The following is a 19,879-nucleotide window of genomic DNA, read 5'->3' as shown; positions in this document are numbered from 1 at the left end:
GGTCAGTTGCTGCTGGTCAGCGTTATCACGGGCTCTTTGGCAGGTTCAACAGTCGGTCGCACACCAAGAAGCGGCGCCACGCGGCGGATCATCTCGGCAGCCACCGGCACGGCTGTCCAGCCGGCGGTACGGCGGGGGCGGTCGCCCGACGTCTCGACAGGTTCGTCCAGCGTCACGATGAGGACATAGCGGGGATCATGGGCGGGGAAGATCGAGGCGAAGGTCGCCAGTGTCTTATCAGTGTAGTAGCCCCCACGGGGTTTTGGCTTGTCCGCGGTACCGGTCTTGCCGCCCACGTGATAGCCCGGCACTTCGCCGAAGCTGGCGGTGCCGTCGCTGACCACCCGACGCAGCATCATGCGCGCGTCACGCGCAGCGCGGTCCGACAAGACGCGCGGTCCGAGCTTGGGGCCTTCCTGTTTCAGGAGCGTGGGCGAGACCTTGTAGCCGCCGTTTGCCAGCGCCGCGTATCCGGCGGCGAGATGCATGGGCGAGGTGGAGATGCCGTGACCGTAGGAGATCGTGACAGAGGAAAGCTCGGTCCATTTCTTCGGCAACAGCGGCTTGCCGCCCGCTGCCTCGACGATCTCGAAGGGCGTCGCCTCGAAAAAGCCCAATGATTTCAAGAATTCCTGCTGGCGGGTGGCACCGATCTGCAGCGCGAGCCGCCCGGTGCCGCGGTTCGAGGATTTGACGATGATGTCCGCGACCGACAGCTTGCCGTAATTCTTGTTCCGGAATTCGCCGATGCTGAAACCGCCGACCTTCATCGGACCCGACGTGTCGATGATCGTATTGGCGTTGACGAGCCCCAGTTCGATCGCCTGTGCGGCGGCGAAGACCTTGAAGACCGAGCCCAGCTCATAGACGCCCTGCACTGAGCGGTTGAAAAGCGGCGTGTCCGATGCATCGCCCTCGGTCAGGGGGCGCGGGCGGTCATTCGGGTCGAACGTGGGGAGCGAGACGACGCTGATCACCTCGCCGGTGTAGACATCCATCAGCACGCTGGTGGCGCCCTTGGCGTTCATCAGCTTCATGCCGCCCCAGAGCACGCGCTCCGCCGCTGCTTGAACGGTCAGGTCGAGCGAGAGCTGCAAGGGAGTATTGCCGTTGGCGGGATCCCGCAGGTAGTCGTCGAAGTACTTCTCGACGCCTGCCACGCCGATCACCTCGGCAGCGTGGACACCTTCCTTGCCGTAGCTTGCGCCGCCCAGCACATGCGCGGCCAGCGTGCCGTTGGGATAGAGGCGCATGTCGCGCGGCGCAAAAAGAAGCCCCGGATCGCCGATGTCATGCACCGCCTGCTTCTGCTCGGGCGAGATTTTCTTCTTGATCCACAGGAACTTGCGGTCGCCCGTGAAATCCTTGATCAACCGGTCCTTGTCGAGGTCGGGGAAGACCTTGGCCAAGCCTTCGGCGGCCGCGACCAGATCGACCATATGTCGCGGCTGAGCATAGAGCGCGTGGGTGTCGAAGTTGGTGGCGAGGATGTTGCCGTGCCGGTCCACGATATCCGCGCGGCTGGCCGATATGATCGCACCCGGCGCATGGGCACGCGGCTCCACCGGTTCTGTCGTAGCCAGAAGGCCCATCCGGGCCCCCACCACCGCAAAGGCGCAGAAGAAGAACGCGCCCAGCACCAGCAGGCGTCCCTCGGCCCGCTGTCGCGCGCGGTCGCGCATCTGTTCGTGGCGGATGCGCTTGTTTTCGCGTTCGATGGCGTCGGGGTTTTCGCCCTTCTGCCGTGCCTCAAGGATGCGCGCGAGGGGGCGCAGGGGGGTGCGGATCATAGCGGGTCCTCCTCGGCGGCGCTGCTCGAGACGTCGATGCCGTTCAGGATCGGGGGAAGCGGCTGGGGCGGATAGGCGATCTGGTCAACCTGGCCGAATTGGTCGGGGTGCAGCGGCAAAAGGCCCAGCCGCTCGAAGTTGATCTCAGCAAGGTCGCGCAGGCGTTCGGGGCGGTTCTGGTAGGCCCATTCGGCCTTGAGCACCGCAAGGCGCGCGTGGGCGGCGCGGATGTTCTCATGCAGCTTGTCCGCCTCGCTCAGCGCCTGCTGGGTCGCGTAGTTCTCGCGGTAGGCCCAGAAGGCGAGGCCAATGACCGCCAGCGATGTGAGGATATAGAGGAATGCCCGCATCTGATTATCGTCCCTTGACCATCGGCATCCCGATGGATTTCGCGTCAATTTCGCCCGAAGGCGCGTCTGTCCGGATCGCCACGCGCAGCTTGGCCGAACGGCTGCGCGGGTTTTCGGCCAGCTCCTGTGCGTCCGGGCCAATGGCCTTGCGCTGATCGACCCGGAATTGTGGTGCCGGCCGTTCGATCTCGGGCGCATAGCGGTTGGGGTTGCCGCCGCCGCCCGAACGCGCGGTGAGGAAGCGTTTGACCATCCGGTCCTCGACCGAGTGGAAGGTCACGACAGCCAGCTTGCCGCCGGGTTTCAGGGCGCGCTCGGCGGCCATAAGACCTTGGAAAAGCTCGCCATATTCGTCGTTCACCGCGATGCGCAGCGCCTGGAAGCTGCGGGTGGCGGGATGGGACTGACCCGGCTTGGCGCGCGGCAGGCAGCCTTCGACGATCTGAGTAAGTTGCAGGGTCGTCGTGACCGGTGCCTCGGCCCGAGCTTTGACAATGGCCTTGGCGATGCGGCGGCTGGCGCGTTCCTCGCCGTATTGGAAGAGGATATCGGCGATGAGGCTTTCCTCGGCCTCGTTGACGATGTCGGCGGCCGAGGGGCCCTCCTGGCTCATCCTCATATCGAGGGGGCCGTCCTTCATGAAGGAAAAGCCGCGTTCGGCCTGATCGAGCTGCATGGAGGAGACGCCAAGGTCAAGGACGACACCGTCCAGATCGGTCGTGTACTCGTCCATCCTGGAGAAGACGCCGCGCTGCATGACGAGCCGTTCGCCGTAGTCCCCTGCCCAGCTTGCCGCCATCTCGAAAGCCAGCGGATCACGGTCGACCGCGATCACCTTCTCCGCCCCTGCGTCCAGAAGCGCGCGGGTATAGCCGCCCGCGCCGAAGGTGCCGTCGAGCCAGATGCCCTGCACCGGCGCGATGGCCGCCAGCAGCGGGCGCAAGAGGACGGGGATATGGGGAGCAGCGGATGGGGCGGTCTGGGCAGCAGCAGCCATTTTCTTTATTCCCCCGGCGATCCGTCCAGGAAGGCCATCGGATCGAAGTCATCCGGCAGCTCGTCGAGCCATTCCTCTTCCTTGGCGCGCTCGACCGTGTCGTAGGTCTCGGGCTTCCAGATCTGGAAGGTGTCACCGGCGGCGATAAAGAAGGCCTCGTTCTCCAGCTCGATCTTCTGGCGCAGCTTGGCAGGAAGCACGAGGCGGCCGGTTTCATCGACGTTGGTCGGAAAGGACTGGCCGTGGAAAAGGCGCTGGAGCATCTTGCGCTCCATCGAGCCACGCGGCAGCGCATCGATCTTGCTGTCCACCTCGTCAATGGCTTCCATGGTGTAACATTCGAGGAATTGACGGCGCTTATCACCGTAAACGATCACCAGCTCGGGGTTTTCACCGGGTTTCCAGTTCGGGTCGCCCGCCTCAAGCACACGCCGAAAAGAGGCCGGTATGGAAACCCGCCCCTTTGCATCGACCTTGTGGTGGCTTTCACCTCTGAACCTGCGGCTCACTGTCCCGTCCCGTCTTGCGCCCTTTGCGCCCCGTTTCGCGCCTCCGCGAATTTCCAACCCCTTTAAAGCGAACGGCGGATTGAACTGCTGCCACTGTTCAATCCGCCGCCCTCATCCCGCTTCCGCGAGGAACTCCGACTGCGCGCGCCACCTGGGGGGATGTCTGCTCGCCCGCGCGCCGGATCTTTGGTCCGATGAAATCGAGAGCCTGTATGAAACCTGCTCAGGTTTTTATTTGGTTGGGGTCGTTTGGCGCCCCGTGTTCCCGTTCTCATCCGATGCATCAGGGATGCCATGGGAATTCATGGGCGTCTACAATTTTTTTCGCGATCACGCCCAAAATATTGTTCTGCACAACCAGTGAAAACAAGATTTGGTATGAGAAATGGGGAGGTTTATCCCACAAATTGAATTCTATATGTCATAAATCACTATATATAGTATTGGCACGTCGGAGCCCAATTTATCCCACGATTTCCCAATAAATTTCATCCCGAGATTTATCCACAGGATGTGTTCATTAAATGTTCTAAGTTAAAACGTCGAATAAGGGTCGAAATCCCCCGTGAACCGGCGCAAAGTGATTCGTTTTTCTGGATTCGGCCGTCGAAGCACAGAGCTGGAGAACAGGTTTCCCATTCATTCCCGTGGCGCATGGCGAGATTGAGGCTTCGTCCCATCATTTCCCGGAAACGAGCCGACGCAGCGGCGCAGACACGCCCGCCCACCGTACCCCGAGGGCTGGCTCAGGCCATGCCGCCCTCGATCAACCTCCTGGCGATCCGCGCGTAGGCTTCGGCCATCGGCCCCTCGCCCGCCGCTACCGGCGTTCCTCCGTCCCCGGCCAGACGGGTCTCCAGATCGATCGGCAACGCACCCAGCAGCGGCACGCCCATCTTCTCGGCCTCGGCCTTCACGCCGCCCTGCCCGAATATCTCGTGCTGCGCCCCGCAATCGGGACAGACGAACATCGACATGTTCTCGATCAGCCCCAGCACCGGCGTCTTGAGCGTCGCGAACATGTCGAGCGCCTTGCGCGCATCCAGAAGGGCCACATCCTGAGGTGTGCTGACGACGATGGCCCCGGTCAGCTCGGACTTGGTGCAGAGCGTGAGCTGCACATCGCCCGTGCCGGGCGGCAAATCGACGATCAGCACGTCAAGCTCCCCCCATTCCACCTGTCCCAGCATCTGCTGCAGCGCACCCATCAACATCGGACCGCGCCAGACCACTGCCTTGCCTTCCTCCAGCATGAACCCGATGGACATGAGCGTCACGCCATGGGCATGCAGGGGAATGATCGTCTTGCCATCCGGGCTCGCGGGCCGCTTGTTGACACCCATCATGCGCGGCTGGCTCGGCCCGTAGATATCCGCGTCGAGCAACCCGACCTTGCGGCCTTGCCGGGCGAGTGCCACGGCGAGGTTCGAGCTGACCGTCGACTTGCCGACGCCGCCCTTGCCCGAGCCGATGGCGAGGATGCGCTGAACGCCGCTGGGCTTCGTCGGGCCCTCCTGCGGCTTGGGGTGCCCGCCGATCTTGAGACTGGGCGGTGCTGCGGGCTTGGCTGCGGGACCGTGCGCCGTCAGCGCTACAACGGCCTGACGAACGCCGGGCAGTTCAGAGACGACCTTTTCCGCCGCGTCGCGCAGGGGGCCCATCTGCCGGGCCACATCGGCATTCGGCGCCTCGATCACGAAACGCACGACACCGTCCTCGATTGTCAGCGCGCGAACAAGGTCATGTGCCAGCAGGCTTTTGCCATCGGGCAAGCTTACCCGGTCCAGCGCCGCCTCGACCTCAGCTTTCGTCACAGTCATTCTCTGTCTCCTCCGCATCTGCGCCTCCACATGGCAGCTTCTCGCGCCGACACAAGGGGGACGCGGCCATTTGCCCAAGAATTGGGCAGGGCGCATAGAAATGGACCGTGTCCACCATGTCGTCGCTGCATGGCAGCATTGCAAAGGAATCTATTGTGCAGATGCAGCAAATCCATGAACATGAATTTATTGAGAGGCGTTGCTTCTCACTCTGAAAGACCAGACCGCTTCATCCTCCTCCCGAACCGGTCTGTTATTGGCGGCGGCATCCTCCTCCTCCCTGATGTCGCCGCCCTTTTTCTTCCGTCTTAACCCTCATTCCGGTCGACCAGGCAGCCGGCGTCCGTTTTCCCCATGAAAACAGTGTCTTGCCTTAGGGTCAGCTTTGCAAAAACCGCATAACGGGGTTGTGTCAACGCGTGTTGAACGCCGCGAAGGCGCACGTAGATATGCAGCACGAAACGACTGACGAAATGAAATCGAGGCCACCATGGCATATCTGACAACGACAACCGGCAACGGGAACGCCGCCTTCGCGGGCATCGCGGGGACTTTCGAGAAAATCGCCCTGCGCCTTCGCGAACGCCGTCTCTACCGTGAGACCTTCGACGGGCTGAGCGCGCTCACAAACCGCGAACTCGCCGACCTGGGGCTGACCCGTTCCGACCTGCGCGCCGTGGCGCGAAAGGCCGCGCGCAACGCAGCGCGCTGAGAGATCGGACGCATCGCTTCCTCCCTGCGATGTGTCTGAGGACGTGCGGCACCCGGCATCTTCCTCCTCCCCGAGGCCGGTGCGCATGATCCGAAAGACCCGAAGCTGACCTCCCTGCATGCTTCGGGCCGACAAGAGAACAGCCGCAGCTTCCTCCCAAGCTGCGGCTGTTTTTGTTGGGGCGATCTGCGTTTTCTACGGTTGACCGGGCTCCGCCGGCCGGTTTCCAAGTAGCCCGCTCGCTCTGAGGTGGTCGGCCCCGCAGCGCCTGCAACACGCGCCACAGGAACAGGCCCAAACCTTTCTTGGACCCTTGGCGAAGAGCCCCGCCACGGGCGCGATGAGCCCCGGATCAGAACGGCACGTCGTCACACCCTGTCAGGAAGCGCGACACCACCTTCTTCACGCCTGCCTTCTCGAAATCGACCTCAAGCTTGTCGCCCTCGATGCCGATCACGGCACCATAGCCGAATTTCTGGTGAAACACCCGCTCACCCATGGTGAAACTCGAAACGGCATTCATGTCGATGGTGACATTGCGCGCCTCGGACGGCTGGGAAATGCCCCTTTGGCCCGCCCGCGCCTGCAAACGCCGCCAGCCGGGAGAATTGTAGACATTGGCCTCTGCCGCCCGCTCGTGCAGGTCCGAGCCCATCATGTCCCGCATCGCAGGCGATGCCGAGGCTGCCATCCCCGCCGCGCCATAGCCCCCACCGTAAAGTCCCGGTGGAGTCAGCACCTCGACGTGTTCGGCGGGCAGTTCGTCGATGAACCGCGACGGCATAGAGGACTGCCACTGCCCGAACACCCGCCGGTTCGCGGCAAAGGAAATGGTGCAAAGCTCTTCCGCCCGCGTGATCCCCACGTAGGCGAGCCTGCGCTCCTCCTCGAGCCCCTTGATCCCGCTTTCGTCCATCGACCGTTGCGAGGGAAACAGCCCATCCTCCCACCCCGGCAGGAAGACCGCCGGAAACTCCAGCCCCTTGGCCGCGTGCAATGTCATGATCGACACTTTCGCCCCGCCGTCGTCGGCCTCGTTGTCCATGATGAGGCTCACGTGTTCCAAGAACCCCTGCAGGTTCTCGAACTGCTCGAGCGCCTTGATCAATTCCTTGAGGTTTTCCAGCCGCCCCGGCGCCTCGGGCGTCTTGTCGTTCTGCCACATGCCGGTATAGCCGCTTTCGTCGAGGATGATCTCGGCAAGCTCCATATGGCTGACCTCCGGCGGCCCGTATTCGACGCGCGCGGGCCCGGTCTCGTCGTCCAGCACCTCGTTGTCCACACTGACCGGCATCGCCGGGCCGCGCAGCATGCCGTTCCAGCGGTCGATCCCGTCGATCAGCATCCGAAGCTGGCCCGCCCCCTTGCCGCTGATCCCGCCCTCGGCCAAGAGGATGCGCGCGCCTTCCACAAGGTTCACGCCATGCTGGCGCGCGGTGACCTGTATTCTCTGCTGTGCGACGTCACCGAGACCCCGCTTGGGCGTGTTCACGATCCGCTCGAAGGCGAGGTCGTCGTCGGGCGAGGTGACAATGCGGAAATAGGCCATGGCGTCGCGGATCTCCATCCGCTCGTAAAAGCGCGGCCCGCCGATGACGCGGTACGGCAGACCGATGGTCAGGAACCGGTCCTCGAAGGCCCGCATCTGGTGGGAGGCGCGGACAAGGATCGCCATCCGGTCGAGGTCCATCGAATCCATGCCGCGCGTGCCGCGCTGCATCGCCTCGATCTCTTCCCCGATCCATCGCGCCTCCTCCTCGCCGTCCCAATGGCCGATGAGACGCAGCTTCTCGCCCTCGACCGCCTCGGTCCAAAGCGTCTTGCCCAAACGGCCCTGATTTCCGGCGATGACACCAGAGGCCGCCGCCAGGATATGCGGTGTCGAGCGATAATTCTGCTCCAGCCGGACCACATGCGCGCCGGGAAAATCCGTCTCAAAGCGCAGGATGTTGCCCACCTCGGCCCCACGCCAGCCATAGATCGACTGGTCGTCGTCTCCCACGCAGCAGATGTTCCTGTGCCCCTGGGCGAGCAGCCGAAGCCAGAGATACTGGGCGACGTTGGTGTCCTGATATTCATCGACAAGGATGTATTTGAACCAGCGCTGGTACTGCGCCAGCACGTCCTCGTGGGTCTGGAAGATCGTGACCATATGAAGCAGCAGATCACCGAAATCGACCGCGTTCAGTTCCTTCAGCCGCTGCTGGTAGGCGGCATAGATCTCCGTGCCGCGATGATTGTAGGCCCCCGCATCGGCGGCAGGGACCTTTTCGGGGGTGAGCGCCCGGTTCTTCCAGCCGTCGATGATCGAGGCGATCTGGCGCGCGGGCCAGCGCTTTTCGTCAATGTTCTCGGCAAGGATCAGCTGCTTGAGGAGCCGCAGCTGGTCGTCGGTATCCAAAATGGTGAAGTTCGACTTCAGCCCTACAAGTTCCGCGTGCCGCCGCAAAAGCTTGACACAGATGGCATGGAAGGTGCCCAGCCAGGGCATCCCCTCGACCTGCTGGCCCAGCATCTGGCCCACGCGCTGTTTCATCTCGCGCGCGGCCTTGTTGGTGAAGGTCACCGCCAGGATCTCGTTCGGCCGCGCCTTGCCCCGCGCCATCAGGTGCACGATCCGCGTGGTCAGCGCCTTGGTCTTGCCCGTCCCCGCGCCCGCGAGCATCAGCACCGGGCCGTCCATCTGCTCGACCGCCGCGCGCTGCGCGGGGTTCAGCCCGTCGAGGTAGGGTGCAGGCCGCGCCGCCATGGCGCGCGCCGACAACGACGCGCCTTCGAAGGCGTCCATTTCATCAAAACTGCTCATCGGTGTTAACCTAACCAGATTCCCCACTCAGGGAAAGCCCATGTTCGCGGGATGTTCCCTCGCGCTAGCGCGAAATCCCACCCCTCCCCGTCTCTGGTCCGGAGCCGCCTTCGCTTGAGCACGTCAGGGCGGAAGGACAGCCGATTGCCAAGGAAAATCGCCGAGGGGCCCCTTTGGGGAGACGGCTATTTTCCTTGGGAAGCGGATGGCCTTCTGCCATGAACGGGATCAATCGAAGGCGGCTCCGGACCCTCTGGGACGGTGAGCCTGAAGCAAGCACCGCCAGACGCTCCCCTGAGGGTCGTTGCAGGGAAAAACTCCTGGAACAGGTGCCAAATCAATAATGTCGTGCGGCGCAGCCGCTCAATCAGATCACACCCCATGGACAAATCCCGGGCCATCCGCACAAATGCGCCCCATGGACCTGCACACCAGATACCCCGGCCTCGAAGACCTGCGCGCCCGCGCCAAGCGGCGTATCCCGAAATTCGTCTGGGAATACCTTGACAGCGGCACGGGGTTCGAGGCCACCAAGGCGCGCAACCGCACGGCGCTTGACCGCATCGGCTTTGCCCCTTCGGTCCTCCATGGCGAGATCACGCCGGACCTTTCAACCACGTTTCTCGGAGAAAACTACCCCCTGCCCGTCGGCATTTCGCCCATCGGAATGTCAGGCCTCATATGGCCCGGGGCCGAGGCGATCCTAGCGCGCACGGGGGCCAAGCACGGCCTGCCCTATTGCATCTCGACCGTCGCGGCGCAAAGCCCCGAGGACGTCGCTCCGCACCTGGGCGACCACGCCTGGTTCCAGCTATATCCGCCGCGCGATCCGGAGATTCGCACCGACATGCTGAACCGCGCCCGCGACGCGGGCTTCAGCGCACTGGTGCTGACCGTGGATGTCCCCGCATCCTCGCGCCGGGAGCGGCAGGTGCGCTCGGGCCTCACCAACCCGCCCACCATCACGCCGCGCATCCTCGCCCAGATCATGACCTGCCCCACCTGGGCACTTGAGACGGCAAAGCGCGGCATGCCGCGCATGCGCGGCATCGACAAGTACACCGGTGCCGCCACCAAGGGCATGTCGCCCACCGCCCATATGGGCTACCTGCTGCGCACCGCGCCTGACTGGGATTACGTTAAATGGCTGCGTGACGCCTGGGACGGGCCGTTCTTCGTCAAGGGCGTGATGCGCCCCGAGGACGCCGAAAAGCTCGACCGCATGGGCACCGACGCGATCTGGGTGTCGAACCACGCGGGCCGTCAGTTCGACGGCGCGCAGGCCTCGATCGAGGTGCTCCCCGCCATCCGCGCCGCGACCGGGCGCCCGATCATCTTCGACAGCGGCGTCGAAACCGGCCTCGACATCCTGCGCGCCATCGCCCTGGGCGCGGACTTCGTTATGCTGGGCCGCGCCTGGCATTTCGCCCTTGGTGCCCTTGGCGCGAAGGGCGCCGATCATCTCGTTGATATCCTTGCCAAAGACCTTAGCGCTAACATGGGCCAGTTGGGGGCCGCGGACCTGAGATCCCTGCCCGAGCCCCTGGAATTGACCTAAAGTCAGACAAAGCAAAAACAATCGTCGTCCCGTACCCCACGGCACACCGAAAAACCTTACAGAAATGTTGCAAACTCCGTAGGTGTGGGTATTGCGCCGCCCCGCGCGCTGCCTATGGTGCGGCCAAATCCTGCTGCCCGGAGGCCTCCCATGCCCGACTTCAAGAAAATCCTCGTCGCCAACCGTGGCGAGATCGCCATCCGCATCATGCGGGCCTCCAACGAGATGGGCAAGAAGACGGTCGCGGTCTATGCCGAGGAGGACAAGCTGGGCCTGCACCGCTTCAAGGCGGATGAGGCCTACCGCATCGGCGAGGGTCTGGGGCCGGTCGCCGCTTATCTCTCCATCCCCGAGATGATCCGCGTGGCCAAGGCCAGCGGGGCGGACGCGATCCATCCCGGCTACGGGCTGCTGAGCGAGAACCCGGAGTTCGTCGATGCCTGCGAGAACAACGGCATCACCTTCATCGGCCCCCGCGCCGAGACCATGCGCGCCCTGGGCGACAAGGCCAGCGCGCGGCGGGTGGCGATGGAGGCAGGCGTGCCGGTCATCCCCGCCACCGAGGTGCTGGGTGACGACATGGCCGTGATCCGCAAGCAGGCCAAGGAGATCGGCTATCCCTTCATGCTCAAGGCGTCATGGGGCGGCGGCGGTCGCGGCATGCGCCCGATCTACGACGAGAGCGAGCTTGAGGAGAAGGTCCTCGAAGGTCGCCGCGAGGCCGAGGCTGCCTTCGGGAACGGCGAAGGTTACCTGGAGAAGATGATCCAGAAGGCGCGCCACGTCGAGGTGCAAATCCTCGGCGACAAGCACGGCGGGATGTATCACCTTTACGAGCGTGACTGCTCGGTCCAGCGCCGCAACCAGAAGGTCGTCGAACGCGCCCCTGCGCCCTATCTCACCGAAGAGCAACGTGCTGAAATCTGCGAGCTCGGCCGCAAGATCTGCACCCATGTGAACTACGAATGCGCGGGCACCGTCGAATTCCTGATGGATATGGCCGACGGCAAATTCTACTTCATCGAAGTGAACCCCCGCGTGCAGGTCGAACACACCGTGACCGAGGAAGTCACCGGGATCGACATCGTGCAGGCGCAAATCCTGATTGCCGAGGGCAAGACCATCGCCGAGGCCACGGGCAAAGCCTCCCAAGACGATGTGCGCCTCGACGGCCACGCGCTCCAGACCCGGATCACCACCGAGGACCCGCAGAACAACTTTATTCCCGACTACGGCCGCATCACCGCCTTTCGCGAGGCCACCGGCATGGGCATCCGCCTCGACGGCGGCACCGCTTATTCGGGCGGCGTGATCACCCGCTACTACGACTCGCTGCTGGTCAAGGTCACCGCGAAGGCACAGACCCCAGAGGCCGCCATCGCCCGCATGGACCGCGCCCTGCGCGAATTCCGCATCCGGGGCGTCAGCACCAACATCGCCTTTGTCGAGAACCTGCTGAAGCACCCGACGTTCCTCAACAACGATTACCACACCAAGTTCATCGACCAGACGCCGGAGCTGTTCCAGTTCTCCAAGCGCAAGGACCGGGGCACCAAGGTCCTCACCTACATCGCCGACATTACCGTGAACGGTCATCCGGAAACCAAAGGTCACCCGCGCCTCCCCGTCACCATCCGCCAGCCCAAACCGCCCGCCAACCGCGCGGAGCCGATGATGGGCACCCGCAACCTGCTGGAACAGAAAGGCCCGCAGGCCGTGGCCGACTGGATGCGCCAGCAAAGCCAGTTGCTGATCACCGACACCACCATGCGTGACGGCCACCAGTCCCTGCTGGCCACAAGGATGCGCTCCATCGACATGATCAAAGTGGCGCCCGCGTATGCCGCGAACCTGCCGCAGCTCTTCTCCGTTGAATGCTGGGGCGGCGCCACTTTCGACGTGGCCTACCGCTTCCTGCAGGAATGCCCCTGGCAGCGGCTGCGCGACCTGCGCGAACGCATGCCCAACATCATGACCCAGATGCTGCTGCGCGCCTCGAACGGCGTGGGCTATACCAACTATCCCGATAACGTGGTGCAGTTCTTCGTGGCACAGGCCGCGAAATCCGGTGTCGACGTCTTCCGCGTCTTCGACAGCCTCAACTGGGTCGAAAACATGCGCGTCGCCATGGACGCGGTGATCGAGGCCAACAAGGTCTGCGAAGGCACGATCTGTTACACCGGCGACATCTTTGACCCCGACCGCGCGAAGTACGATCTGAAATACTATGTCGCCATGGGCAAGGAGTTGCAGGCCGCAGGCGCGCATATTCTGGGTCTCAAGGACATGGCGGGCCTTCTGAAACCTGCGCAGGCCCGCGTCCTGATAAAGGCTTTGAAATCCGAGGTGGGCCTGCCCATCCACTTCCACACCCATGACACCGCCGGCATCGCCTGCGCCACCATCCTCGCGGCCTCAGACGCGGGCGTCGACGCGGTCGACTGCGCGATGGATGCTTTCTCCGGGAACACGAGCCAGGCCACCCTCGGCTCCGTCGTCTCGACACTCAAGCACACCGACCGCGACACCGGCCTGTCGATGGATGCCGTGCGCGAGATCTCGGACTACTGGGAAGAGGTCCGCCACCAGTACGGCGCCTTCGAGACCGGCATGCAGGCCCCCTCGTCCGAGGTCTACCTTCACGAAATGCCCGGCGGCCAGTTCACTAACCTCAAGGCGCAGGCGAAATCGCTGGGGCTTGAGGAACGCTGGCCCGAGGTCGCCCGCACCTATGCAGACGTCAATCAGATGTTCGGCGATATCGTCAAGGTTACGCCAAGCTCCAAGGTTGTGGGCGACATGGCGCTAATGATGGTCAGCCAGGGCCTGACCCGTGCCGAAGTGGAGAACCCCGAGACCGACGTCGCCTTTCCCGACAGCGTAATCGACATGATGCGCGGCAACCTCGGCCAGCCCCCCGGCGGCTTCCCCGAGAAGATCATCAGGAAGGTCCTCAAGGACGAGGAACCCAATACCGAACGCCCCGGCAAGCACCTCCCTTCCGTCGATCTGGAAGCCACCCGCAAGGACCTCTCCGAGCAGCTCGAAGGGATGAGCGTCGATGACGAGGATCTGGCCGGATACCTGATGTACCCCAAGGTTTTCCTTGATTACATGGGCCGCCACCGCATCTACGGACCGGTGCGCACGCTGCCGACGCAGACCTTCTTCTACGGGATGGAACCCTCTGAGGAGATCAGCGCCGAGATTGACCCCGGCAAGACGCTGGAGATTCGCCTGCAGGCGGTGGGCGAGACCAACGAGGACGGCGAGGTGAAGGTTTTCTTCGAACTCAACGGCCAGCCCCGGGTGATCCGCGTGCCGAACCGGCTGGTCAAGGCGACCACGGTTCAGCGTCCCAAGGCCGAGCCGGGCAACGAAAACCACATCGGTGCGCCGATGCCCGGTGTCGTGGCCTCGGTCGGTGCCGTCGTGGGCCAGAAGGTCAGCGCGGGCGATCTGCTGCTCACCATCGAGGCAATGAAGATGGAGACCGGCATCCACGCCGAACGCGATGCGACCGTCAAGGCCGTCCACGTTCAGGCGGGTGGCCAGATCGACGCCAAGGACCTGCTGGTGGAACTGGAGTGAATGCGACTCTCCGCCCTGACGCTGATAGTTCCTGATTACGACGCGGGCATCAGCTTCTTCTGCGGCACCCTCGGCTTCGAGCTGACCGAGGACATCGACTAGGGCCACAAACGCTGGGTGCGCGTGACCCCACCGGGCGGCGGCACGGGCCTGATCCTGGCCGAGCCGGGCAACGCGACCCAACGCGCGGCCATCGGCCGGCAGGGTGCAGGCCGCGTCTGGCTGTTCCTCGAAACCGACGATTTCGCCATTGAGCACGAGCGCCTCAAAAGCGCAGGCGTCACCTTCGAGGAAGACCCGCGCCACGAGGTCTACGGTACCGTCGCCGTCTTCCGCGATCCGTTCGGCAACCGCTGGGATTTGATCTCATACGCCTGACCTGCGGATATCCCCCATCCTCCCCGGTCTGGTGAGCCCGTGACCCGACCTCCACCACAAGAATCGCGAACAGTGACACCTGTCGCGCCCGGGCAAAGAGGCCCCAACCGATGAACCTACGGTGTGCGCAACAGATTGCCACATTGCCAAGCACAGCGGGACGGCTATCTTGGCGGCAACACGAAAGTGGATCTCTACCATGCCCTACAAATGGACATCGCCTCCCGAAGCGCCCGCGCAGGAAATGCGCCTCTGGCCGCACCAGTCGCTGCCCGCCAGGGGCTTTGCCGCCTTTATCCTGACGACCTTCACGCTGATCCTGATTCCCACGATGACGCTTCTGGGCACGGTGCTGCTCTGGGGCATGCTGCCCTTCGTGCTGCTGGCCGTGGGCGGGGTCTATTTCGCACTCCAGCAGAACCACAAATCCCGCCTCATCGAGGAGGTGCTGACGCTCGACAAAGATATGGCGCGGCTGACGCACACCACGCCAAAGGGCGAAGTCAAGGAATGGGCCTGCAACCGTTACTGGGCAACGGTGAACAAATACGAAAAGGACGGTCCCATGCCGCAATACGTCACCCTGAGGGGCGAGGGGCGCGAAGTGGAGATCGGCGCCTTCCTTAGCGAAGAGGAGCGTGTCGAGCTCTATGACGATCTGCAACGCTCGCTGAAGCGCTAGAGTGTGTAGACCTCTGCCCGAACCTTGCGAGAGAACCGGGCAATACGCCAAACCGGCAACGAATGCCGGACACAGACTTCATGTGTCACTTCAATTTGCTAACTTAAGAATCTGATGCTGGGAGATTATCCAGCCGAACTCAGCCGGTCCTTCACCTTCGGCCCGACCGCACCGAAATCCATCTGACCGGTGTACTTCGATTTCAGTGCGCCGATCACCTTGCCCATGTCGCGGATGCTCTCGGCCCCGATATCGGCGATGGCCGCCTCGATGGCGGCACTGGTCTCTTCCTCGCTCAACTGGCGGGGCAGGAATTCCTCGATGATCCCGATCTCGACCCTTTCCTGCTCGGCAAGGTCAAGCCGCCCCCCCTCCTCGTAGGCGCGCGCCGATTCCATCCGCTGCTTGGTCATCTTGCCGAGGATGGCGAGCACCTCGCTGTCCGGCACACCGTCATCGTTGCCGCCCGCGCGCGCGGCGATGTCCTTGTCCTTGATTGCGGCATTGATCAGCCGCAGGGTCGACAGCCGGTCGGCGTCCTTGTCTTTCATTGCCTTCTTCAGTGCATCCGAAATACGCGTGCGCAAAACCATGAGAAGCCATCCTCTGTGCGGAATGATTACAAGTTTCGCAACATAGCCAAAGCGCCCCGCGCAGGCAATGGGCATACCGTTAGGTTAACCCATTGGTTTTTAATGCAATCTCATTTCCGCTTCGCCCTTGACCCCGGCGAAGGCGACCAGTAGTTTCCGCACCGTTTACCCTCTTCCCGCTGCCGGAGGCTGCCCCATGACCGCGCCCGCCCAAGACCGCCCGACCGCCTGCCTTGCCCTTGCGGACGGATCGCTCTTCTACGGCATGGGGTTCGGGGCAACGGGGCAGACGGTGGCAGAGCTTTGCTTCAACACGGCGATGACCGGCTATCAGGAGATCATGACTGACCCGTCCTACGCCGGTCAGGTCATCACCTTCACGTTCCCCCATATCGGCAACGTTGGCACCAACCCCGAGGATGACGAAACCGGCGATCCGGTGGCGGCGGGCATGGTGGTCAAGTGGATGCCGACCGATCCGTCGAACTGGCGCAATGTGCAGCCCCTGTCGGACTGGCTGGCGGCGCGCGGGCGCATCGCCATCGGCGGCGTGGACACCCGCCGCCTGACCCGGGCAATCCGGCACCAGGGCGCCCCGCATGTGGCGCTGGCCCATGACCCGGAAGGTAATTTCGATATCGAGGCACTGGTCAATGCTGCCCGCGGTTTCGCAGGGCTGGAGGGCATGGATCTGGCCAAGGACGTCACCTGCGCCCAATCCTACCGCTGGGACGAGATGCGTTGGGCCTGGCCGGACGGCTTCCCCCGCCAGACCAACCCCAAGCACAAGGTCGTCGCGGTGGACTATGGTGCCAAGCGCAACATCCTGCGCTGCCTTGCCTCGGCGGGCTGCGACGTGACCGTGTTGCCGGCAACCGCAACTTATGAAGACGTGATGGCGCATAATCCCGACGGTGTCTTTCTGTCAAACGGTCCCGGCGATCCCGCGGCAACCGGGGAATACGCGGTTCCGATGATCCGCGACGTGCTGGAGAACACGGAACTACCGGTCTTCGGCATCTGCCTCGGCCACCAGATGCTGGCGCTGGCGCTCGGTGCCAAGACCATCAAGATGAGCCACGGCCACCACGGGGCGAACCACCCGGTCAAGGACAACGACACCGGCAAGGTCGAGATCACCTCGATGAACCACGGCTTCGCCGTCGATGCACAGACCCTGCCCAAGGGCGTGGTGGAAACCCATGTGTCGCTTTTTGACGGATCGAACTGCGGCATCCGCATGGCCGACCGTCCTGTCTGGTCGGTGCAGCATCATCCAGAGGCATCGCCCGGCCCGCAGGACAGCTATTACCTGTTCGAGCGCTTCGCGGCGGCCATGGACGATCGCAAGAAGGCAACCGCCAAGGCGTGATCCCTGATCTCGCCTCGTTCCTCTTAACCCCGCCTTAACCAAGAGCCGTCTAGTTAGCGTTACATTAACCTGTGAGGCCAACCTGATGAGCAACCTGCGGCTGCACCTTTCCGACCCGCGCGTCGCGCGGCGCGAGACACCCAAGCGTCCGCTGGGCCGCTATCTGGTCGAGGCGGGGATCATCGGCAGCAACGATCTTGTGCATGCCCTCGATCTGCAGCGGCGGATCGACGCGCCGCTGGGCGAAATCCTGATCGCGGAAGGGCTCGCGGACCGCGAGGACATCCTGATCGCGCTTTCCGAACAGCACAGTGCCCAGATTGCCGATCTGGACCGCGATCCGCCGCAGGATCACCTGGCTAAGCGCCTGCCGGTCACCCTCTGCCTGCAGTTCCGGGCCGTGCCCTGGCTAGAGGTCGGCGGTGCACTGCTGATCGCCACCAGCCGGCCTCATGAATTCGACGCGCTGCGGCTGGCCCTGGGGGACAGGGCGGCGCCCATCCTGCCGGTGATCGCAGAGGAACAGCAGGTCAAGCGTCAGATCTCGCGCCTTTACGGGCCGGAGCTTGCCTACAAGGCCGCCACCCGCGTGCCCGGTCACGTGAGTTGCCGAAGCTGGGACATCTCCGGCCATGGTCGGGTACTCTGGGCGCTCGCGATCCTCTCGGTGATCCTGACCGCGCTGATCCTCGCCCCGCTCTGGACGTTCACCATCGCCGTGCTCTGGGCCTTCGTCACGCTGGTGATGACCGCCGTGCTCAAGGCCGCAGCCCTCTACGCCCAGATCACCCAGAAAACGCCCGAGACCCCGCTCCCCTTCATTCCGCACCAGAGCCTGCCTTACCGCCTGCCGCGCGTCTCGATCATCGTGCCCCTGCTGCGCGAGAAGGAGATCGCGGGCGCGCTCATCTCCCGCCTCTCAAAGCTGACCTACCCCAAGTCGCAATTGGAAATCATGCTCGCGCTCGAAGAAGGCGATGCTGTCACCCGAGACACCCTTGCCCGGACCGATCTGCCCCCCTGGATCAGCGTGATCGAGGTGCCCGAGGCCAATCGCTTGACCACGAAGCCACGCGCGCTCAACTTCGCGCTCGACTTCTGTCAGGGCAGCATCATCGGCGTCTGGGATGCCGAGGACGCCCCCGAGCCCGACCAGATCGAACGCGTCGTCAGCCGGTTTCAACGCGCGCCCTCGAACGTGGTCTGCCTGCAGGGCATTCTCGACTACTACAATGCCCCCGCCAACTGGTTGTCGCGCTGCTTCACCATTGAATATGCCGCATGGTGGCGGGTCCTGCTGCCCGGTGTCGCGCGGCTTGGGCTGGTCATTCCGCTGGGCGGCACGACCTTGTTCTTCCGACGCGACATCCTTGAGAAACTCAGCGGCTGGGACGCTCACAACGTTACCGAGGACGCCGATCTGGGCGTGCGTTTGGCGCGGCGGGGCTATGTGACGGAACTGCTGCCAACCGTGACCTATGAAGAGGCCAATTGCCGTCTCTGGCCTTGGGTCCGGCAACGTTCACGCTGGCTCAAGGGCTTTCTCATCACCTGGTGTGTGCATATGCGCAACCCTGGTCAGCTGAAGGCCGAGCTGGGCTGGGTGCGGTTTCTGGGCTTGCAAACGATGCTGCTGGCCACCTTCAGCCAATTCACCTGCGCGCCGCTTTTGTGGTCCTTCTGGCTGGCGCTGGCGGGGGTGACGCATCCGGTGGCACTGACGCTGGGCAAGCCGGTGCTTTGGACCATGGTGGGAGTGTTCATCCTGGCAGAGACGCTGAACCTCGCTCTGTCACTGGTGGCGGTTTCGGGCAAGGAGCACCGTCATCTGATGAAATGGGTTTTCACCATGCCGTTCTACTTTGCCTTTGGCGCGCTTGCCGCGGCCAAGGCGCTTTACGAATTCGTCGTCAGCCCCTTCTTCTGGGACAAGACCCAGCATGGCGTCACACCGGCAAGCGATCTCAGCCCTCCGCCTCCAGACGCGCTGCCTCCTGCTTGAGGCGGGTCACGAAGGCCACCGAGATATGGGCGCGCAGCGCCGCGTCGGCCCCGTCCTCGTCCCGCGCCTCGATCATCGAGACGATCTTGTCATGCTCGGCCTGCGCAATCTCGCCCCGGCCTTCGGCCGCCAGCGAGGTTGTCGCCATCAGCGCCATGGAACGGTAGACAAGATCCAGCTGCTGGACAAGGTACCGGTTGTGCGAGGCCAGGTGGATCTGCTTGTGAAACCGCCGGTTGCTCCGCGACAGCGCGGTAGGGTCATTCACCAGCGCATTATCCGCCTCGACCATCTCGCGCAGTACACGGATCTCCTCTTCCGTTGCGTGGCGGGCGGCCAGCCGCGCGGCCAGCCCCTCCAGTTCGCCCCTCACCACGTAAAGTTCGGCCGTCTGGTTGTGATCAAGCGAGGCCACGATCAGGCTGCGCCCCTCCCGCGCTAGCAGAGATTGCGTCTCGAGCCGCTGCAACGCTTCGCGGATCGGCGTACGCGAGACTTTGAAGCGCTCCGCCAGTTCGCTTTCGACCAGCCTGTCGCCGGGGCGATAGATGCCGGTGTCGATCGCATCCAGGATCATCGAATAGGCGTCGGTCGAGCCGGGTTTGGGTGCAGCCATCTGAACTTCCTTTGCAATTCCGTCACTTTACCCCGGATGCGGCACGGCGCAAGCGCGGCCTCGCGTCGCGCACCTTGCAGCGGGCGGAGGGACGCTCTACTTG

14 protein-coding genes and 1 pseudogene are annotated in these 19,879 nt (G+C 63.6%); 7 read left to right on the top strand and 8 right to left on the bottom strand.

All coding sequences use genetic code 11. The features are described 5' to 3' along the window. Positions 1-2: 2 nt before the first annotated feature. The 5 genes from AB2B41_RS05550 to AB2B41_RS05530 all read right to left on the bottom strand — a co-directional run bounded on the left by AB2B41_RS05550 (position 3) and on the right by AB2B41_RS05530 (position 5,466). Positions 3-1,790: a peptidoglycan D,D-transpeptidase FtsI family protein gene (locus AB2B41_RS05550; protein ID WP_367876756.1), complete on the bottom strand. Its 1,788-nt coding sequence runs from the start codon at positions 1,788-1,790 to the stop codon at positions 3-5. Beyond that, a complete protein-coding gene (ftsL, locus tag AB2B41_RS05545) occupies positions 1,787-2,140 on the bottom strand; it encodes a cell division protein FtsL (RefSeq protein WP_367876755.1) in 354 nt (117 codons plus the stop codon). The genes AB2B41_RS05550 and ftsL overlap by 4 nt, the downstream gene beginning before the upstream one ends. 4 nt (positions 2,141-2,144) lie before the next feature. Beyond that, positions 2,145-3,137 (bottom strand): 16S rRNA (cytosine(1402)-N(4))-methyltransferase RsmH, encoded by a 993-nt coding sequence (gene rsmH, locus AB2B41_RS05540; protein WP_367876754.1) that lies wholly within the window; start codon positions 3,135-3,137, stop codon positions 2,145-2,147. Between the two features lie 5 nt (positions 3,138-3,142). Next, positions 3,143-3,646, bottom strand: coding sequence for a division/cell wall cluster transcriptional repressor MraZ (gene mraZ / locus AB2B41_RS05535; RefSeq protein ID WP_367876753.1), 504 nt, complete (start codon positions 3,644-3,646; stop codon positions 3,143-3,145). A gap of 746 nt (positions 3,647-4,392) precedes the next feature. Then, the gene (locus AB2B41_RS05530) at positions 4,393-5,466 is read right to left on the bottom strand and encodes an Mrp/NBP35 family ATP-binding protein (RefSeq protein ID WP_367876752.1); all 1,074 of its coding nucleotides are present in this window, start codon (positions 5,464-5,466) and stop codon (positions 4,393-4,395) included. Between the two features lie 490 nt (positions 5,467-5,956). Here AB2B41_RS05530 and AB2B41_RS05525 point away from each other — a divergent pair, with 490 nt between their 5' ends. After that, positions 5,957-6,178: a DUF1127 domain-containing protein gene (locus AB2B41_RS05525; protein WP_367876751.1), complete on the top strand. Its 222-nt coding sequence runs from the start codon at positions 5,957-5,959 to the stop codon at positions 6,176-6,178. A 352-nt stretch (positions 6,179-6,530) separates the two neighbouring features. On the opposite strand, the gene AB2B41_RS05520 is transcribed toward AB2B41_RS05525, so the two are convergent. Continuing rightward, entirely contained in the window at positions 6,531-8,984 is a 2,454-nt protein-coding gene (locus tag AB2B41_RS05520) for an ATP-dependent helicase (protein ID WP_367876750.1), read from the bottom strand. A 409-nt stretch (positions 8,985-9,393) separates the two neighbouring features. Here AB2B41_RS05520 and AB2B41_RS05515 point away from each other — a divergent pair, with 409 nt between their 5' ends. The 4 genes and pseudogenes from AB2B41_RS05515 to AB2B41_RS05500 all read left to right on the top strand — a co-directional run bounded on the left by AB2B41_RS05515 (position 9,394) and on the right by AB2B41_RS05500 (position 15,193). Then, complete coding sequence (locus AB2B41_RS05515; protein ID WP_367876749.1) at positions 9,394-10,542, top strand: alpha-hydroxy acid oxidase; 1,149 nt, start codon at positions 9,394-9,396, stop codon at positions 10,540-10,542. A gap of 150 nt (positions 10,543-10,692) precedes the next feature. Then, complete coding sequence (locus AB2B41_RS05510; protein WP_367876748.1) at positions 10,693-14,133, top strand: pyruvate carboxylase; 3,441 nt, start codon at positions 10,693-10,695, stop codon at positions 14,131-14,133. Next, positions 14,134-14,511: pseudogene (locus AB2B41_RS05505) on the top strand (VOC family protein). Between the two features lie 199 nt (positions 14,512-14,710). Then, positions 14,711-15,193, top strand: a complete 483-nt coding sequence (locus AB2B41_RS05500; protein ID WP_367876747.1) for a DUF2244 domain-containing protein — start codon at positions 14,711-14,713, stop codon at positions 15,191-15,193. A gap of 125 nt (positions 15,194-15,318) precedes the next feature. On the opposite strand, the gene AB2B41_RS05495 is transcribed toward AB2B41_RS05500, so the two are convergent. Then, positions 15,319-15,786, bottom strand: coding sequence for a GatB/YqeY domain-containing protein (locus AB2B41_RS05495; RefSeq protein WP_367876746.1), 468 nt, complete (start codon positions 15,784-15,786; stop codon positions 15,319-15,321). A 196-nt stretch (positions 15,787-15,982) separates the two neighbouring features. Here AB2B41_RS05495 and carA point away from each other — a divergent pair, with 196 nt between their 5' ends. Together carA and AB2B41_RS05485 are read left to right on the top strand one after the other, a co-directional pair. Then, positions 15,983-17,158 (top strand): glutamine-hydrolyzing carbamoyl-phosphate synthase small subunit, encoded by a 1,176-nt coding sequence (carA, locus tag AB2B41_RS05490; RefSeq protein WP_367876745.1) that lies wholly within the window; start codon positions 15,983-15,985, stop codon positions 17,156-17,158. 85 nt (positions 17,159-17,243) lie between these two features. After that, positions 17,244-19,160 (top strand): glycosyltransferase family 2 protein, encoded by a 1,917-nt coding sequence (locus AB2B41_RS05485; RefSeq protein WP_367876744.1) that lies wholly within the window; start codon positions 17,244-17,246, stop codon positions 19,158-19,160. On the opposite strand, the gene AB2B41_RS05480 is transcribed toward AB2B41_RS05485, so the two are convergent. Then, positions 19,123-19,776: a GntR family transcriptional regulator gene (locus tag AB2B41_RS05480; protein ID WP_367876743.1), complete on the bottom strand. Its 654-nt coding sequence runs from the start codon at positions 19,774-19,776 to the stop codon at positions 19,123-19,125. The genes AB2B41_RS05485 and AB2B41_RS05480 overlap by 38 nt on opposite strands. Positions 19,777-19,879: the final 103 nt, after the last annotated feature.

Source organism: Sulfitobacter sediminis (assembly GCF_040811725.1).
Lineage (GTDB): Bacteria > Pseudomonadota > Alphaproteobacteria > Rhodobacterales > Rhodobacteraceae > Sulfitobacter > Sulfitobacter sediminis.
This window is presented reverse-complemented; position numbering and strand designations above follow the sequence as displayed.

Bases quoted from the DNA above. Each gene is read 5' to 3' on its own strand.
- AB2B41_RS05550 (WP_367876756.1), bottom strand. From the start codon at position 1,790: ATGATCCGCACCCCCCTGCGCCCCCTCGCGCGCATCCTTGAGGCACGG.
- ftsL (WP_367876755.1), bottom strand. From the start codon at position 2,140: ATGCGGGCATTCCTCTATATCCTCACATCGCTGGCGGTCATTGGCCTC.
- rsmH (WP_367876754.1), bottom strand. From the start codon at position 3,137: ATGGCTGCTGCTGCCCAGACCGCCCCATCCGCTGCTCCCCATATCCCC.
- AB2B41_RS05530 (WP_367876752.1), bottom strand. From the start codon at position 5,466: ATGACTGTGACGAAAGCTGAGGTCGAGGCGGCGCTGGACCGGGTAAGC.
- AB2B41_RS05525 (WP_367876751.1), top strand. From the start codon at position 5,957: ATGGCATATCTGACAACGACAACCGGCAACGGGAACGCCGCCTTCGCG.
- AB2B41_RS05520 (WP_367876750.1), bottom strand. From the start codon at position 8,984: ATGAGCAGTTTTGATGAAATGGACGCCTTCGAAGGCGCGTCGTTGTCG.
- AB2B41_RS05515 (WP_367876749.1), top strand. From the start codon at position 9,394: ATGCGCCCCATGGACCTGCACACCAGATACCCCGGCCTCGAAGACCTG.
- AB2B41_RS05510 (WP_367876748.1), top strand. From the start codon at position 10,693: ATGCCCGACTTCAAGAAAATCCTCGTCGCCAACCGTGGCGAGATCGCC.
- AB2B41_RS05500 (WP_367876747.1), top strand. From the start codon at position 14,711: ATGCCCTACAAATGGACATCGCCTCCCGAAGCGCCCGCGCAGGAAATG.
- AB2B41_RS05495 (WP_367876746.1), bottom strand. From the start codon at position 15,786: ATGGTTTTGCGCACGCGTATTTCGGATGCACTGAAGAAGGCAATGAAA.
- carA (WP_367876745.1), top strand. From the start codon at position 15,983: ATGACCGCGCCCGCCCAAGACCGCCCGACCGCCTGCCTTGCCCTTGCG.
- AB2B41_RS05485 (WP_367876744.1), top strand. From the start codon at position 17,244: ATGAGCAACCTGCGGCTGCACCTTTCCGACCCGCGCGTCGCGCGGCGC.
- AB2B41_RS05480 (WP_367876743.1), bottom strand. From the start codon at position 19,776: ATGGCTGCACCCAAACCCGGCTCGACCGACGCCTATTCGATGATCCTG.